The sequence below is a fragment of the Streptomyces sp. NPDC029041 genome (genome assembly GCF_040637515.1).
In the GTDB taxonomy this organism is placed as follows: Bacteria; Actinomycetota; Actinomycetes; order Streptomycetales; family Streptomycetaceae; genus Streptomyces.
In genome coordinates this window covers 454,840-467,592 of record NZ_JBEZWO010000004.1, presented here as the reverse complement: position 1 = coordinate 467,592, position 12,753 = coordinate 454,840, and the positions used below count along the sequence as shown (strand labels likewise).

At 73.4% G+C, this 12,753-nt stretch carries 10 protein-coding genes and 1 pseudogene; 8 read left to right on the top strand and 3 right to left on the bottom strand.

Annotated elements, in window-relative coordinates; genetic code table 11:
* Positions 1-13 precede the first annotated feature (13 nt).
* On the top strand, positions 14-940 hold the full coding sequence (locus tag AB0F04_RS12485) for a serine protease (RefSeq protein ID WP_362040529.1): 927 nt from the start codon (positions 14-16) through the stop codon (positions 938-940).
* Between the two features lie 115 nt (positions 941-1,055).
* Here the strand turns inward: AB0F04_RS12485 and AB0F04_RS12480 are convergent, their stop codons facing one another.
* A complete protein-coding gene (locus tag AB0F04_RS12480; protein ID WP_362040526.1) occupies positions 1,056-2,669 on the bottom strand; it encodes a D-aminoacylase in 1,614 nt (537 codons plus the stop codon).
* Between the two features lie 13 nt (positions 2,670-2,682).
* Positions 2,683-3,963: an amino acid deaminase gene (locus AB0F04_RS12475; RefSeq protein WP_362040524.1), complete on the bottom strand. Its 1,281-nt coding sequence runs from the start codon at positions 3,961-3,963 to the stop codon at positions 2,683-2,685.
* Positions 3,964-4,104: 141 nt separating this feature from the next.
* Between AB0F04_RS12475 and AB0F04_RS12470 the strand changes: the two genes are divergently transcribed.
* From AB0F04_RS12470 to AB0F04_RS12455, 4 genes are all read left to right on the top strand, one after another.
* A complete protein-coding gene (locus tag AB0F04_RS12470) occupies positions 4,105-5,157 on the top strand; it encodes a sugar kinase (protein WP_362040522.1) in 1,053 nt (350 codons plus the stop codon).
* On the top strand, positions 5,154-5,915 hold the full coding sequence (locus tag AB0F04_RS12465; RefSeq protein WP_362040521.1) for an IclR family transcriptional regulator: 762 nt from the start codon (positions 5,154-5,156) through the stop codon (positions 5,913-5,915). Before AB0F04_RS12470 ends, AB0F04_RS12465 begins: the two co-directional genes overlap by 4 nt.
* Positions 5,912-6,322 carry a RidA family protein gene (locus AB0F04_RS12460; RefSeq protein WP_362040519.1) on the top strand — a complete coding sequence of 137 codons (411 nt, stop codon included), beginning with the start codon at positions 5,912-5,914 and terminating at the stop codon, positions 6,320-6,322. The genes AB0F04_RS12465 and AB0F04_RS12460 overlap by 4 nt, the downstream gene beginning before the upstream one ends.
* A 108-nt stretch (positions 6,323-6,430) precedes the next feature.
* Positions 6,431-6,973: a hypothetical protein gene (locus AB0F04_RS12455; protein WP_362040517.1), complete on the top strand. Its 543-nt coding sequence runs from the start codon at positions 6,431-6,433 to the stop codon at positions 6,971-6,973.
* Here the strand turns inward: AB0F04_RS12455 and AB0F04_RS12450 are convergent.
* Entirely contained in the window at positions 6,970-8,322 is a 1,353-nt protein-coding gene (locus AB0F04_RS12450; protein WP_362040516.1) for a M14 family metallopeptidase, read from the bottom strand. The genes AB0F04_RS12455 and AB0F04_RS12450 overlap by 4 nt on opposite strands.
* 273 nt (positions 8,323-8,595) lie before the next feature.
* Here AB0F04_RS12450 and AB0F04_RS12445 point away from each other — a divergent pair.
* From AB0F04_RS12445 to AB0F04_RS12435, 3 genes and pseudogenes are all read left to right on the top strand, one after another.
* Positions 8,596-9,492 (top strand): annotated as a pseudogene (locus AB0F04_RS12445) (AAA family ATPase); the annotation flags it as partial.
* An 852-nt stretch (positions 9,493-10,344) separates the two neighbouring features.
* Entirely contained in the window at positions 10,345-11,838 is a 1,494-nt protein-coding gene (locus AB0F04_RS12440; protein ID WP_362040822.1) for a LuxR C-terminal-related transcriptional regulator, read from the top strand.
* Complete coding sequence (locus AB0F04_RS12435) at positions 11,835-12,734, top strand: MEDS domain-containing protein (RefSeq protein ID WP_362040514.1); 900 nt, start codon at positions 11,835-11,837, stop codon at positions 12,732-12,734. The genes AB0F04_RS12440 and AB0F04_RS12435 overlap by 4 nt, the downstream gene beginning before the upstream one ends.
* Positions 12,735-12,753: the final 19 nt, after the last annotated feature.

Here is a 12,753-nt window from a genome sequence, read left to right as displayed (position 1 = left end):
GAGGGGACCCCCCATGAGAAAACCTCTCGCCGCCGCGTTCTGCGCCCTGGCGATAGCCGGGGCCGGCGCGGCCCCCGCGACCGCTGCCGAGGCCGCCCCCACGGGCGTCGGCAAGGCCGCGGACACGGGCTCGGCCACCTCCGCCGTCTCCGGCGTGGTCACGTCCGTGGAGCAGACGCTGTCCGGCCTCCGCGGTCCTCAGACCAAGGCCGTGAACTTCGCCGGCACCGTCGCGCTCAGCAACTGCTCCGGCTCCGTCGTCCGCATGCCGGACTCCGAGGCCGACGACCCGGCGCTCGTCATGACCAACGGCCACTGTCTGGAGTCCGGATTCCCCGGCCCCGGCCAGGTCCTCGTCGACAAGGCCTCCAGCCGCACCTTCACCCTGCTGAACGCCTCCGGCTCGCGCGTGGCCACCCTGCGCGCCGCCAAGCTCGCCTACGGCACGATGACCGACACGGACGTCGCGCTGTACCAGCTCACCACCACGTACGCGCAGATCAAGAGCTCGTACAACATCAACGCGCTGACCCTGAACGACAGCCACCCGGTGGCCGGCACCGCCATCAGCATCCCCTCCGGCTACTGGAAGCGGATCTACAGCTGCACCATCGACGGGTTCGTCCCCACCCTCAAGGAGGCCGACTGGACCTGGAAGGACTCGGTCCGTTACACCTCCGCCTGCAACACCATCGGCGGCACGTCCGGCTCGCCCGTCGTCGACCAGGCCACCAACAAGGTCGTCGCCGTCAACAACACCGGCAACGAGGACGGCGAGCGCTGCACGGTGAACAACCCGTGCGAGGTCGACGCGAACGGCAACGTCACCGTCCGCAAGGGCATCAACTACGCCCAGGAGACCTATGGGATCCCGGCCTGCTTCGGGATCGACAACAAGCTCGACCTGAGCGCGAGCGGCTGCACCCTGCCCAAGCCGTAGGGCCTGTCGTTTGGATCAGGTCGGCCGAGAGCGACTGCGCCTCTCGACCGACCCGAGCCCCGCGACGCCGGCATGATCCAAACGACAAGCCCTGAGGCTGTGTGCCGCCGGGCGGTCACGCGGGAGGAGTCCTGCGGACCGCCCGGCCCGCCAGCACGTCCGTGCGCCGGCCGTCCTCGATCACGAACCGGCCGTCGACCAGGACGTGGGGGATGCCCACCGGGAGCGTGCGCGGCCGCGCGAAGGTGGAGCCCGCCGCGACCGTCGAAGGGTCGAACAGCACCAGGTCGGCCTTGTAGCCCTCGCGGACCAGCCCCCGGTCGGGCAGCCGGAGCCGCGCCGCCGGGCGGGAGGTGAGGTGCGCGACGCACTCCTCCAGCGACAGCACCCCCGACTCCCTGACGTAGTGCCCCAGATAGTGCGGGAACGTGCCGTACGCGCGCGGGTGGGGCTTCGCGCCCTGGAGGATGCCGTCCGAGCCGCCGGTGTGCACCCGGTGGCGCATGATCGCCCGGACGTTCTCCTCGTGGCCGACGTGCTGGAGGATCGTCGGGGCCAGCCGGTCGGCCAGCAGCAGGTGGCGGGCGGTCGCCCAGGGCGTCTCGCCCCGCAGGTCCGCCGACTTCCGGACCGTCCGGCCGACGCATTCGGCCAGGGCCGGGTCGTTCACCCCCGAGATCTCGATCGTGTCCCACTCGACGGGCACGCCGTGACAGCCGTCCGAGCCGGTGACCTCCAGATGGTGCCGGATGCGCTCGGCCGTCTCCTCGTCCGCCAGCCGCTTCAGGGTCTGCTCGGGGCCGCCCTCGCTCGCCCAGCTCGGCAGCACGGCCGCCAGCGTCGTACAGCCCGGTGTGTACGGGTACGTGTCGAGGCTGATGTCGGACCCGGCCGCGAGGGCCTCGTCGAGCAGGGTCAGCAGCTCGGGCGCCCGGCCCCGGTTCACGCCGAAGTTCATGGTGGCGTGGGCGAGATGGAGGGAGCAGCCCGCCTCGCGGGTCAGCGCGACCATCTCCTCGTACGTCCGCAGGGCCCCGGCGCCGTAGGAGCGGTGGTGGGGGCAGTAGTAGCCGCCGTAGGAGGCCACCACCCGGCACAGCTCGGTCAGTTCGGCGTCGGGCGCGTACATGCCCGGTGTGTACGTCAGTCCCGACGACATGCCGACGGCACCCTGCTCCATGCCCTCGGCCACCAGCTGACGCATCCGGTCCAGCTCCCGCTCGGTCGCCTCACGGTCCTCCCAGCCGACGGCGAGCGCCCGCACCGTGCCCTGCGGGATCAGGTAGGCCGCGTTCACGGCGATGCCGCGGTCCAGCCGGTCCAGATACTCGCCGACCGTGCGCCAGTCGAAGTCGACATCGTCGCCCGGGCCGTTCCACCCGGCGATCGCCCGCCGCACCTCGCCGAGCGTGCGGTCGTCGACCGGCGCGTACGACAGTCCGTCCTGGCCGATGACCTCCAGGGTCACACCCTGCGCGGCCTTGGCGCTGTGGCCGGGGTCGCGCAGCAGCGCCAGGTCGCTGTGGGCGTGCATGTCGACGAAGCCGGGGGAGAGGACCAGGCCCTCCGCGTCCAGCTCCCGGCGGGCCTTCGGCCGCTGGCATCCGGCCGCCGCGGCCTCCTTGACGATGGAGACGATCCGGCCGCCGTCGACCACGACATCGGCGCGGTAGGCGTCCGCGCCGGAGCCGTCGACGACGTCGGCGTCCCGGATGACGAGCTCTTCCACCGCTGCCCGCCTCCTAGAAGAACGTGCGGACGTAGTCCACGACCGTGCCGTCCGCCTCCGCGACCGGGATCAGCGGCCACTTGTCGAACGAGGTGCACGGGTGGGACAGCCCGAGCCCGACCCAGTCGCCGACCTCCAGGTCCGCCTCCGCAGCGGTGGCGAGCCAGGCGTGCTGGTCGGACAGGCCGGTCACGGACACGCCGGTGGCCGGGCGCTCGGCACCGTCCCGGCGGATCACCTGGGCGAAGGGCAGATCGATGTCGTAGGCCGCGTCCCGCTTGCCCGCGTTGACGAAGGCCTGCTCGGCGGAGGGCCGCGAGACCACCTGCGTCCACAGGCGGAACGCCGGCTCAAGGGCGCCCTCCTCGGGGACCCGGTTGAACGGGGTCAGCTTGCGGTAGTGGCCGTCGTCGTGCGAGACGTACGCGCCCGAGCGCAGCAACTTCAGGACGGGCAGGGAGAGTTCGGGGATCTCCGCGAAGACCTCGGCGACCGCGTCGAACCAGGCGCTGCCGCCCGCGCTGACCACGATCTCGTCCAGGCCCGCGAAACGGCCCGCCCTGTCGAAGTCGGCGGCGAGCGCCACCAGCCGCCGCAGCCACGCCGACACCCGCTCGGCGTCGGCCTTCGGCACCTCGCCCTCGTAGCCCGCCACGCCGACGAGCCGCAGGGTGCCGGTGCCCGCCACCGCGTCCGCGACCGCCCCGCACTCGGTCTCCGTGCGGACACCGGTCCGGGCGCCCTCGCCCGCGGCGAGCTCGACGACGACGTCCACGGGGCGTGTGGCGCCGGTGTCCCGCAGCGCGGCGTCCATGAGCTCGACGCCGCGCACGGAGTCGACGTAGCAGACCAGTTCGAAGTCCGGGTCGGCGTCGAGCTCGGCAGCGATCCAGCGCAGGGCCGCCGCGTCGACCAGTTCGTTCGCCAGGAACACGCGCCGGGTCCCGAACGCCCGCGCCACCCGCACCTGGTGCGGCACGGCCAGCGTGATGCCCCACGCCCCGTGCTCGATCTGCCGCTGGAACAGCTGCGGCGCCATGGAGGTCTTGCCGTGCGGCGCGAAGGCCAGGCCGTGCCGGGCCGCGTAGGTCTCCATGAGCCTCAGGTTGTGCTCCAGCCGCTCGGCGGACAGCGCGAGCACGGGCGTGGCGAAGCCGCCGGTGAAGAGGTTGCGGCGCTGGCCGGCCAGCTCGGCCACGGTGAGCCCGTCCGCGTCCGGCGGGAGGCCCTTGAAGCGGTGGTCGACGCGCTCGGCGGCGAGCCGGGCGAGGGACTGGGCGGTGTCGGCCGTCATGAAGCCTCCTGATCTGCTGTGTTGCAGTATCTGCAACCTTCGTTGCGTAGGGCGCTCACCGGTGTCTAACATCTCGGCCACCCCCGGTCAATGAAACGCCACCGGCCGTCCCGACGGCCCCGACGAGGAGCTACGAGCATCGTGCCCCCCACCGGACCCTGCGACGTCTCCGACGTCCCCGGCGTCCCCGAGGTCGTGGACGTCGTCGCGCTCGGCGAGTCCATGGTCACCTTTCTGCCGTCCCGGCCGGGGCCCCTCGCCGACGTGCCGTCCTTCGAGCGGGGGATCGGCGGGGCGGAGTCGAACGTGGCCTGTGTGCTGGCGGCGGCGGGCCACTCCGTACGGTGGATCAGCAGGGTGGGTGCCGACCCGTTCGGCGACCACCTGGTGAAGACGATCGGCGGGTACGGGGTCGACGTGACGCACGTCCGGCGCGACCCGGACCGTCCCACCGGCATCTACTTCCGCACCGCCGGGGACCGGTCCGGCGACGCCCACGAGGTGGCCTACTACCGCGCCGGTTCGGCCGCCTCGGCGATGTCCGCCGACACGGTGCACCCGGCGGCGGTGCGAGCGGGCCGGGTGCTGCACCTCTCCGGGATCACCGCCGCCCTGTCCGGGACCTGCCTCGGCCTGATGCGCGAGCTGACCACCCGCCGCCCCGGCCGCCCCCTGGTCTCCTTCGACGTCAACCACCGGCCCGCCCTGTGGCGGGACGGCGACGCCGCCACGGTTCTGCGCGACCTCGCCCGGGGCGCCGACCTGGTGTTCGTCGGACAGGACGAGGCGTGGGGGCTGCCCAGCGCCGAAGCCGTCCGCGCCGCCCTCCCCGAACCCGAGGTGCTCATCGTCAAGCAGGGCGCCGCCGGAGCCACCGTCTTCGAGCGGCGGGACGTCACCTTCGTGCCCGCACCCCGGGTCGACGTCGTCGCCGCCGTCGGTGCGGGAGACGCCTTCGCCGCCGGGTTCCTCTCCGCCACCCTGCGCGCCCTGCCCGTGCGGGACCGGCTGCGGCACGGGCACCTCATGGCCGCCGCCGCCCTCACCGTGCCCGGCGACCTCGCGACACCGCCGGCGCGGGAGCACGCCGACCGGCTCGCCGCCCTGGACGACGCGGCATGGGGGAGACTGCGACTCGGCCCGGGCTGGACCGAGGGGATACAGCGGGCCCCCGAGGAGGTACGCACGCCATGAGCCAGACCGTCGACCGCGCGCTCAGCATCCTGCCCCTGCTCGCCGAGGGCCCCGCGGACCTGGGACGGGTCGCCGACCGCCTCGGTGTGCACAAGTCCACGGCCCTGCGCCTGCTGCGCACCCTCCACGAGCACGGCCTCGTCTACCGCCAGTCCGACCAGCGCTACCGCCTCGGCGCCCGGCTCTTCGCGCTCGCCCAGGAGGCGATGGAGAACCTCGACGTCCGCGAGATCGCCCACCCCCACCTGGTCCGCCTCAACGAGAACTGCGGGCACACCGTGCACCTCGCGGTGTACGAGGAGGACGAGGTCCTCTACATCGACAAGGTCGACAGCCGCTATCCCGTGCGGATGTACTCCCGCATCGGCAAACCCGTCGCCCTCACCGTCGCGGCGGTCGCGAAGCTGCTGCTGGCCGACCTGCCGGAACACGAGCGACGGGCGATCGCGCAGAAGCTCGACTATCCCGCCTACACGTCCCGTTCGACTCCCGACGCGGCCGCGTTCCTGCGCGAGCTGGAGAAGGTGCGCGAACAGGGCTGGGCCACCGACCTCGGTGGTCACGAGGAGTCCATCAACTGCGTCGCGGCGCCCGTGCGCGGCGCCGACGGCCGGGTCGTCGCCGCGATGTCGGTCTCCGCGCCGAACGTCGTCGCCACCGCCGACGAACTCCTCACCCTCCTGCCGCTGGTGCGCCGCACGGCGGACGCCATCAGCGGCGAGTACTCCGGCAGGACACCAGTGAAGGGCACCGCATGACGGACAAGATCGCGCTCACCCCGAAGACCCACACCACTCCGCCGGCGAAGTTCTCCCACGGTGTGAGGAAGGGCAACATCCTCCAGGTCGCCGGGCAGGTCGGCTTCCTGCCCGCCGAGGAGGGCAAGGCGCCCACGCCCGCCGGGCCGACCCTGCGCGAACAGACCCTCCAGACCCTGGCCAACGTCAAGGCGATCCTGGAGGAGGGCGGCGCCGGCTGGGACGACGTGATGATGATCCGCGTCTACCTGACCGACGTGGCCCACTTCGCCGAGATGAACGAGATCTACAACGCGTACTTCGAGGAGCAGGGGCTGACCCAGCCGCCCGCCGCACGCACCACCGTCTACGTCGGCCTCCCGGCGGGCCTGCTCATCGAGATCGACGCATTGGCCGTACTCGGCTGACGGTTCGCCCTGCGAAGCGTCCTCCAGGAGTCCGTTCGTGTAGGCGTCTGATAACGAAGTCGGGGTCGACTGTGTGCCGCACAGGTTTGTCGACCATACTGCTCCGCTGTGGAGCAGCGCATAGGTTCGAGCAGCCAGCCCCTGGAAGGTGCCGGATTCGACCCGGCTTTCATCCCCGGGCTCACGTCACCCGCGTCCGGACGGACCGGGGAGGACGGGCCGGAGAAGGAGCCTGAGGTCGCAGCGGCCGAGGAGGACGAGGAGGTCGAGGAGGCCGTCCCCGAGCCGGAGGAAAGGGCGGAGACGGAACCCTCCGGGCAGGAGGAGGAACCCGCGGCCGACGGTCCCGTCTTCGAGGCGTCCGACCGCCGCGCCCGGCTGGTCGCCGACCACAGAGGCGTACGGATGTCCCTGGACGACCAGGAGTGCGAGTTCCGCTGGGACGAGATCGGCGCGGTGGAGACGGAGACGGCCCGCTTCGGCAAGCGGTACACCGTCACCGTCCACACCCCTGACCGGCGCTGGTACCCGATCGAGATCGAGGCGCCGGCCAGGAGCCGTTTCACGGAGTGGGACGAGCAGTTGGACGCCGTCCTCGACGCCTACTTCGAGGACGGCGCACCCGAGGTGCGTGAGGAACCGGGCACCTAACTGCAGTACTGCGATTCCTTGCCGATCGACCGGTACATACAGTCGGCGTTCTCCAGCAACTGCAGTACCGCGTCGCGGTTACGGGAGGTCTCCCGCTCGATCACCTCGTCGGGCGGGTAGAACCCACCCCCACCGGAGCGTGGGTACATCTCGAAGGTGTACGCGAAGATCTTGTGCGTGCCCCAGAGGTAGTCGTCGATCGACCCGTCGGTGATGTACAGGTCGCTGGACTGCTCCGCCGTGTAGCCGTTGCTCGCGGCCATCTTCCGGCCGACCGCCTTGAACGCCGCGTTGTCGTCCGCGGTCATCCCGGTCGTGGTGTCGGAGTACGTGTAGCCGAACGGCCACAGCACCAGCTCGCTGTAGGTGTGGAAGTCGACCCCCGCCTTGATCTGCTGCTTGCCGCCGACGACACGGCTGCGCACGAAGTCGGAGACGACCTTCACCTCGGGCGCCGACTCCGCGGCCGTACCCCGGTAGGTGTCGGAGGACGCGGAGCCCGAGGAGCCGCCGCAGCAGCCCCAGCGGTAGTCCCAGTTGCGGTTGAGGTCCGTACCGACGTACGACGAACCGGAGTTGGGCTGCCGGTTCTTGCGCCAGGAGCGGTACGAGCCGGTGGCGATGTCGTACTCGCCGCCGTCCGGGTTGATGTCCGGGACGATCCAGATCTCGCGGTTGTTCACCATGGCGGTGACGCGTGAGTCGGAGCCGTAGCCGGAGGTCAGCTCGCGCAGCAGGTAGAGCGCCATCTCGACGGTCAGGTGCTCGCGGGCGTGCTGGTGGTGCGTGAACAGCACCTCCGGCTCGGACTCGTCGGCGCTCACGTTGTCGCTGATCTTGATGGCGACGATGTTCCGGCCCTGGTAGGACTTGCCGATCACGCGCTGGCTCGCGATGGAGGGATTGGCCGAGACGACCGAGTTGATCTCGTTCGTCATCTCCGCGTAGTTGTGGTACTTCGAGTCGGCCGACGGGAAGTCGAGGAGCCGGACGTCGTCCTCGCCGGCGGACCGGTCGGGCGCGGCGCCGAGCGGGGTGACCTCGTACCCCAGGGCGCGCAGCTTCTTGATCTGGTCGGCGCGGCCGGAGACCACGACACCGTGACCGTGGACCTCGTCGACGGTCACGCCCGTGCGCTGAAGTGCCGTGCGGTCCTTGGCGGTCGAGTGCAGATGGATCTCGTACTGCCGGACGTCGTCCGCCGAGGCGGCCGGCTTGCGGGCGCTGTCGGCGGTGGCGTCGCCGGTCGTCGCGGACAGGGGCGCCGCGAGGACAAGGGCGAGGAGGCCGGCGAGGGCGGCGGTGCGTCTGCCGGTGCGGGCACCGGAGCCTCGTATGCGAAGTCGCATGAAAACTCCTTGCGGGAGGTGGGGTTGTTCCGTGCGACGTACGTGGTGCGGGTGGCGCACATCGTTGTGCCAATGGCATGAGCAGGTCAAGACTGAAAGTGGCCGCGCAGTGTACGCGCGCGGCGCCACGGTCGAGGTGTCACGACGGAAGTGCACCCCCAGGGGTGGCTCCGGCGTGCCCGTACGTACGGGACTCGGAGAGAGTGGGGCCCGCGCACAGGGAGCCGGAGCGTCCGGATCCCCGGACCCCCACCCTCAGAGGACTGGCTGATCATGGGCGGACCAGCGCCACGACGGGACCACCACCTGCCGGCCGAGACGACCAGCTTCGTCGACCGGCGTGGCGAACTCACCCAGGGCCGAGAACTGCTGGCCCGCGCACGGCTGGTGACGCTGACCGGACCGGGCGGCGTCGGCAAGACCCGGCTCGCGGCGCGCATCGCGACCCGGGTGCAGCGCGCCTTCCCGGACGGCGTGCGCTACGTGCACCTGTCCGGGCTGCACGACCCCGCCCTCGTCCCGCTGGCCGTCGCCGACGCGCTCGGGCTCCACGACCGCTCCGCCCAGCCGCCCCTGGACGCCCTCGTCGAACAGGTACGGGACCGGCGGCTGCTCCTCGTCGTCGACAACTGCGAGCACCTGGCGGACGCGTGCGCCCGGCTCGCCGCGGCCCTGCTGCACGGCTCCGAGGGCGTCCGGATCCTCGCCACCAGCAGGCACCGGCTCGGCCTCACCGAGGAGCACCTGCTGGAGGTGCGTCCGCTGCCGGTGCCCGATCCGGACGGCGACCTGTCCGCCGCCGAGGGCTACCCCGCCCTCCGGCTCTTCAGCGACCGGGCCGCCGCCGTCGTCCCCGGCTTCCGCCTCACCCCGGCCAACCGCGCCTCCGTCGCCCGGCTGTGCCACCGCCTGGACGGTCTGCCGCTGGCCATCGAACTCGCCGCCGTCCGCATGCGGGTCCTCGACGTCGACCAGCTCCTGGACCGCCTCGACGACCGCTACCGCTTCCTCACCACCGGCAGCCCCGCGGCCCTGCCCCGTCACCAGACCCTGCGCGCGGCGGTCGCCTGGAGCCACGACCTGTGCACCGTCCCCGAGCAGACGGTGTGGGCCCGGCTGTCGGTCCTGCCGGGCAGCTTCGACCTCGAGACGGCGGAGGCGGTGTGCGCGGACGCCGCCGCCCCGGAGAGCAGCGGGCCTTCGGCGGGGAACGCGGGTGTGGCCGGGGCCGGCCTCCGGGACGGTGCCGGGGTTCCGGGTGGGGCTGCGGGGCCGGAGGGTGCGGGGCCTCCCGGTGGGGCTGCGTGGTGCGACGGTGCGGGGTTTCCGGGTGGCGCCGACCTTCGCGGCGGTGCTCGGCTTCCAGGTGGGGCTGCGGGGCCGGAGGGTGCGGGGCCTCCCGGTGGGGCTGCGTGGTGCGACGGTGCGGGGCCGGACGGTGCGGGGCCTCCCGGTGGGGCTGCGTGGCGGGACGGTGCGGGGTTTCCGGGTGGCGCCGACCTTCGCGGCGGTGCCCGGCTTCCGGGTGGGGCTGCTGGGCCGGACGGTGCGGGGCCTCCCGGTGGGGCTGCGTGGTGCGACGGTGCGGGGCCGGAGGGTACGGGGCCTCCCGGTGGGGCTGCGTGGCGGCACGGTGCGGGGTTTCCGGGTGGCGCCGACCTTCGCGGCGGTGCTCGGCTTCCGTGTGGGGCTGCGGGGCCGGACGGTGCGGGGCCTCCCGGTGGGGCTGACCTTCGCGACGGTGTCGGGCTTCGCGGTGGGACTGACCTTCCCGGCGGCGCCCGGCTTCCCGGTGGGGCTGACCTTCCCGGCGGTGTCGGGCTTCCCGGTGGGGTTGCGGGTCCCGACGGTGCCGGGCCGGCGGCGGGCACCCGCCCTGGCGGGGGCGTCTTCCCGGTTCCGCGGGGCCGGGGACAGCTCGTCGCGCTGCGGCGTGCGGCACCGCCCTCCCTGCCCGGCCCGCCGGACCGGTGCCCGGACGGCTCCGCCCCACACGCCCGGACCGCGGCAGCGCTCGCGGGGATGGAGGCCCCGCCGCCCGGCCTGCGCACGGACGACGTCCTGGAGGCCGTCGCCGGGCTCGTGGACAAGTCCGTGCTCTGCCGGGAGCCCGGGCCCGACGGTGTGCGCTACCGGCTGCTCGACACCCTGCGGCAGTACGGGCTGGAGCAGTTGCGGCGGAGCGCCGGGCAGGAGGAGGCCGTCCGGCGGCGGCAGCGGGACTGGATGGTGCGGCGGGCCGAGGAGTGCGAGCGCGGCTGGTTCGGGCCCGGGCAGCCGGAGACGGCCGCCCGGCTGCGCGCCGACCGGGACAACCTCCGCGCCGCCCTCGACTTCAGCCTCTCCACCCCCGGCGAAGCCCTCGCCGGGCTGCGTCTCGCCGGCACGCTCTGGTTCCACTGGCACGCCTGCGGCGCCTCCCGCGAGGGCCTGTACTGGCTCGACCGGGCCCTTGCCACCGCCCCCGGACCCACCCGGGAACGCGCCCGCGGCCTGTGGGTCGCGGGGCTGCTGGCCGCCGCCGGCCGGGACTTCCCCCGGGGCCGCCGCCACGCCACCGACGCCCTCGCCCTCGCCCGCGCCCTCGGCGACGCCGCCGAAGCCGCACACGCCGAGTACGTCATCGGCGTCATCCGGCTGTTCTCGGACGACCTCCCCGGAGCGCTGCGGCACTTCGAGGCCACCGTCGCCCGCGGCCCCGTACCCGGCCAGCACCTCAGCCTCGCCGGCCTCGACCAGGTCGAACTCGCCTGCGCGCTGGGCTACCTGGGGGAGGCCGAGCGGGCCGTCGAGGTGTGCGAGAGGGCCCTCGCGCTGTGCGAGCGGCACGGCGAACAGTGGGTCCGGTCCTACGTGCTGCGCATCCTCGCCCTCGCCCACACGGTGCGCGGCGACTGGTCCCGGGCCGAACGGCACGCCCGTGAGGCCCTGCGGCTCAAACTGGCCGTCCACGACGTCATCGGCATCGCCCTCACCCTCGATCTGCTCGCGTCGGTCGCGGCCGCACGCGGCGAACACGAGCACGCCGCCGTGCTGCTGGGCGGCGCCGACCGCGTCTGGGCCGACATCGACACCGGCCGCTGGGGCTCGCGCACCCTCAACTCCGTACGCCGGGACAGCGAGGAGCAGGCTGCCCGGGCCCTGGGACGCGAGGCGTTCGAGCGGGCCCACCGCCGGGGCGCAGCCCTCGGCCCCGCGGGACTGGCCGGCCACGAGCCCCGGGAGCCGGGCCGCCCGCACCCCGCGGAACCCGCCACCGCCGGCGCGCCCCCGCACGACGACGGCACGGTCCGTCTGACCCGCCGTGAGACCGAGGTCGCCCACCTCGTCGCCGAAGGGCTCGCCAACCAGCAGATCGCCGACCGCCTGGTGATCGCCCGCCGCACCGCCGAGGGCCACGTGGAACGCATCCTCGGCAAGCTCGGCTTCAGCAACCGCAGCCAGATCGCCGCCTGGGTGACGGCCCAGCGCTGCCCCGCCCCCACCCGCACCCACTCACCCGAGGGGATCACGTGAGCACCGCAGCACTCAGCCCGTTCGACCACCGCATGGCCGTCTTCGACTCCGACGAAGGCTTCCTGGCCGCCGCTCTGCCCTTCCTCGGCGAGGGCCTCGACGCCTCCGGCGAACCACCGCCGGTGGCCATCGCCGCCCCGCACCACCTGGACCTCCTGCGCGACGCCCTCGGCTCCGGCGCGAAGGACGTCACCTGCATCCCGCACACCGACTGGTACACCGGCTCGGCCGCGAACGCCGTCGCCCGGGCCGCCGCGTACCTGGCGGCGCACGCCGGCCCCGACGGCCGGCTCCACCTCGTCATGGAGCCCGTCTGGAGCGGCCGCGCCGGCCGTTCGGCCCGGGAGACCACCGAGTGGATCCGCTACGAGGCCCTGGCCAACCTCCTCTTCGCGCCCATGTCCACGACCGCCCTGTGCGCGTACGACACCCGCACCGCCGGGCCCGCCGTCGTCGCCGCGGCCCGCCGCACCCACCCCGACACCGAGGTGTACGAGGACCCGCTGCGGCTCGCCGCCGAACTCGACGCCGTCCCCCTGCCGTTGCCCCCCGCCGGTGCGCTGCGCCTGCCGGAGCCGCACGGCGCGGCCGTACAGAGCTGGGCCGTGGGGCGGGGGCTGTCCGATGCGGACGCCGAGCTGTTCGCCGCCGCCGTGGCGGAGAGCGCGGCCGCCCTCGCGCCCCTCGGCGGAGACCTCCTGCTGTGGGGCGAGGCTCCCGGCTGCGTCTGCGAACTGCGCTCGGCCCACCGTCTCGACGACCCGCTCGCCGGCTTCGTCCCGCCGGCCGCTGCCCCGGATCCGGGCCCGGGACTGTGGTACGCCCGTCAGGTCTGCGCCTACGTGGACATCCGCGACGACGCCGGCGGAGCGACGGTCCGTCTCCAGTACGCGTGACGTCCTCACCTGCACAAGC